The sequence below is a fragment of the Methylobacterium sp. WL6 genome, assembly GCF_008040095.1.
In the GTDB taxonomy this organism is placed as follows: Bacteria; Pseudomonadota; Alphaproteobacteria; order Rhizobiales; family Beijerinckiaceae; genus Methylobacterium.
In genome coordinates, this window is sequence record NZ_VRVH01000403.1 from 1 (window position 1) to 3,294 (window position 3,294).

A 3,294-nucleotide genomic window follows, 5' to 3' on the forward strand; every position below is an offset into this window, starting at 1 on the left:
CGTGGTAGAGCCACAGCACCACCACCGCGCCGACGACGGCGACGAGCAGGCTGTAGAGGTTCACCCCGGAGACGCCGGGCTGGCCGAACTGGTTGAACAGGAAGCCGCCGACGACGGCGCCGACGACACCGAGTAGGATATCGACGACGAGCCCCTGGCCGGTGTTGTTGACGATCTTGCTGCCGATGAAGCCGACGATCAGGCCGAGCACGATCCAGGCGAGGAGGGACATGGTGCAGTTCCACTTCATGCAGTTGGGTCGGGAGGCCTGCCTCTGCAGACGTGCTGACGGTGTGCAGAGGCTGAGTGCAGCCTGCGCGCCTACTCGCCGCCCCAGCATCACCTGTGGGTCGAGCGCTTCGATCTTGCCTTGGGGGTCGACGACGTGTGTGCAGCTTCGATGGCGGCGATCTCAGCGGCAGCTTCCGCCTGGATCGCGTGGTCGCCCTCGATGATGCCGATGGCTTCCTTGATCAGTGCCCGGATATGGTCGGGAGAGAGCACCTTCCGACGCCCGGCCACGCGGATCTCCTCATATCAACCCAGGGGGATGATCTTCCGAGATGCTCGCTCGAGCAGAGCTACCACTGCTTAATAAGGTATTCTACTCGAAGTTCCAACGATTTACATAAAGTACATTTGTACCAAATCGACTTGGTAGTTCCGTCACGGTTTTCCCCCGCTTCAGCGTAGGTGCCGGGTGTTTGGCCCGATCCCACGCTCCTGCGCCCACACCACGACGGCGCTGCGGCGGTTGACCCCGAGCTTGCGATAGAGCGCCGAGACGTGATTGCGCACCGTGTTCGGCGACAGCTTCAGCTCGGCTCCGATCTCCTGGTCGGTGGCGCCCTGACAGATCCGCGTGAGCATGTCCTGCTCGCGGATCGTCAGGTTCTCGACCGTGACCGATGGCCGGCTGGAGCGGGCCGGGTTGCGCAAGGTCGCCAGCTTGTCGATCACCCCATGGCTGAACCACGACGCGTCCGCCATCACCGCCTCAATCGCGGTGATCAGTTCGCGTTCCGAGCGCTTGCGGGCGGTAATGTCCTGCAGGACGCACAGCACGCAGGCCTCACCGTTGATGATCACCTTCTCGGCTGAGATGAGACAGTCGATCTCGGCGCCTGCCGCATTCTGTAACGCGGCCTCGAAGCCTTGGATGCTGCCGAGCCTCTTGAGATCGCGGGAGAACTTGCGCTGCTCGGCGCGGTCGACCCAGAGCGCGAGATCGGCGAGCGACCGTCCGCCCAAAGCCTCAGGGGCGTATCCGAACGCGGTCACGAAGGCTTGGTTGACGCTGGTGATCTCCAACCCGTCCGCGCTCATCAGCGCGCCTGGCACGGGCGAGAGGTCGAACGCCTTGGCGAAGCGCTCCTCGCTGTGTCGCAGCGCCATCTCGGCCTTCCGGCGATCCTCGAGATCCGCGAAGGTGAACAGCATGCACGGCTCGACGCCGCCCGGGCCCGGCATCTCGATGGCGTGCCCGGCCACGATCACGTAGCGCCCCCTCCCGCAAGGCGTGGCGAGTTGTGCTTCCATCTGCGGGATGGTGTGACCCGCGTGCAAGCGATGGATCGCCATCTCGCGCCGCTCGGCCTCGCGCAGCAGATCGATCTCGCAGAAGGTCCGCCCGAGTACGTCGTCACGATGGTACCCGGTCAGGTCGAGGAAGCCGCGGTTGACCCGCACGAAGCGCAGATCGGCAATTCGGCAGATGATCGCCGGGGCCGGGTTGGCGTTGAACATGCGCTCGAACCGGGCTTCGGCCTGATAGCGTTCACTTACATCCTGCATCACCAGGGCAAGGCCGCTCGGCGTGCCATTCGCATCGGTGGTCACCAAGCTACGAATGCGGTGCATCCACCTGTGTGACGGATCCCGGGTCGGGACCAATTCGACGACGATATCCCGGAACACCTCGCCGGCGAGTACCCGATCGAGGGGGTGCTGAAGCGGGCCGATCTCCCGGTGATTGCGGTAGTGCAGCGTGAAGTTCGCACGGTACTCCGACACGGTGGCGCCGAGATCGCTCGCGTCCGCAACGCCATGCATCATCACGGCGGCGGCATTCGCGTAGGCGATGGTCTGATCCGGCTCGATCAGGATCACACCTTCGGACAGGCCGGCCACGATCTGCCGCATCTGCATGTGGCCGGCCTCATCGATCATCGGCGTATCTCCTCACCGAACACCAACGTTCGAATACGCGAAAATACGTTATGCAAAAAGTCAGTGTCAGGAAAACGGTTCGATTCCTGACATAGCAGCGGATAGGACATATGTCTGAGTTCAGTGGTGACATCTTGCAGCCCACGCTCCAGGGCATGAAGACCATCGTGCGCCTCAGCGAGCCGGTGACGCACGCGTCTGGTAGTTATTCTCTAGGGAGAGACACTCCCGGGTCACCGATGCGGTTCCTACGGGTTGGAATGAGGAACCTGAGGGCCGGGTGGAATGGTTCCGGTTGTTGGTCGCACCCGCGGCCAGGGTATCAAGGGATGAGCAATGTTCCGGAATGGAAGAGACGATCAAAACCTTCACCGTGTGGCTCGCCGTCGGCACGGAGGCCGCAGCGGCCCTGATCATCGGGTTTGCGACGCTGGAGGCTACTGTCTTCGCCCTCCTACTGTTTTTGCCTGCTTCGTTGCGTCGTTCGGATGATGATGGACCGCAGGCAGCCAAGGAACAGGTGCGGCTGAGGCTCGGTCGCTGGCTTGCCGTGGCGCTGGAGTTCGAGCTTGGCGCCGACATCCTGCGCACGGCCGTAGCACCGACCTGGTCCGAGATCGGCCAACTCGCGGCCATCGCGGCGATCCGAACGCTGCTGAACTACTTCCTGCAGCAGGAGATCGACAAGGCCGAGGAGCGGTCGCACCAAGCGCCTGGATCAAGTTCGCCGATGGCAGATCAGCCATGAGATCGCACGGAGACTTGAGCGGTGCCTCTCATCGACCAGTGGATACGTGCTCTTGCCGCGCTCATCGAATTTGGCGGTAGCCTTCTCGTCGTGTTCGGTTGCGTTCGCGGCGCACTGGAACTCGTGCGAGCGCGCGGTAGCCATCATGGTATCGTTGCGGCGCGCCTCGCCGTCGCCGATGGCATCGTGGCTGCGCTTGGATTCAAGACAGCGGCTACCCTGCTGAAGACCATCGAACTCCGTAGCTGGAACGCCATCCTGATTTTCGTGGCGGTTTTTGCCATTCGCACAATTGTCAAGCAGGCACTTGCCTATGAAGAGACGTCACTTAAGCGTCCCTCGCGCAGCACAAAGTAATTTATGGTAGTGCGTTATAT

At 62.4% G+C, this 3,294-nt stretch carries 5 protein-coding genes; 2 read left to right on the forward strand and 3 right to left on the reverse strand.

Annotated elements, in window-relative coordinates; genetic code table 11:
* The 3 genes from FV230_RS26290 to FV230_RS26300 form a co-directional block, all read right to left on the reverse strand.
* A partial coding sequence (locus FV230_RS26290) for a GlsB/YeaQ/YmgE family stress response membrane protein (protein ID WP_147844478.1) occupies positions 1–232 on the reverse strand: 232 nt, incomplete at its 3' end.
* A gap of 107 nt (positions 233–339) precedes the next feature.
* Positions 340–522 (reverse strand): hypothetical protein, encoded by a 183-nt coding sequence (locus FV230_RS26295; protein ID WP_147726159.1) that lies wholly within the window; start codon positions 520–522, stop codon positions 340–342.
* 162 nt (positions 523–684) lie between these two features.
* Positions 685–2,169 (reverse strand): PAS domain S-box protein, encoded by a 1,485-nt coding sequence (locus FV230_RS26300; protein WP_187275632.1) that lies wholly within the window; start codon positions 2,167–2,169, stop codon positions 685–687.
* A 346-nt stretch (positions 2,170–2,515) separates the two neighbouring features.
* Between FV230_RS26300 and FV230_RS26305 the strand changes: the two genes are divergently transcribed.
* Both FV230_RS26305 and FV230_RS26310 read left to right on the forward strand, forming a co-directional pair.
* Positions 2,516–2,917, forward strand: coding sequence for a DUF1622 domain-containing protein (locus FV230_RS26305; RefSeq protein WP_147726160.1), 402 nt, complete (start codon positions 2,516–2,518; stop codon positions 2,915–2,917).
* 21 nt (positions 2,918–2,938) lie between these two features.
* Positions 2,939–3,274, forward strand: coding sequence for a DUF1622 domain-containing protein (locus tag FV230_RS26310; RefSeq protein WP_147844479.1), 336 nt, complete (start codon positions 2,939–2,941; stop codon positions 3,272–3,274).
* The last annotated feature ends 20 nt before the right edge of the window (positions 3,275–3,294 follow it).

What these genes read in the sequence shown, in the direction of transcription:
- FV230_RS26305 (WP_147726160.1), top strand. Translation starts at nt 2,516, where the DNA reads ATGGAAGAGACGATCAAAACCTTCACCGTGTGGCTCGCCGTCGGCACG.
- FV230_RS26300 (WP_187275632.1), bottom strand. Translation starts at nt 2,169, where the DNA reads ATGATCGATGAGGCCGGCCACATGCAGATGCGGCAGATCGTGGCCGGC.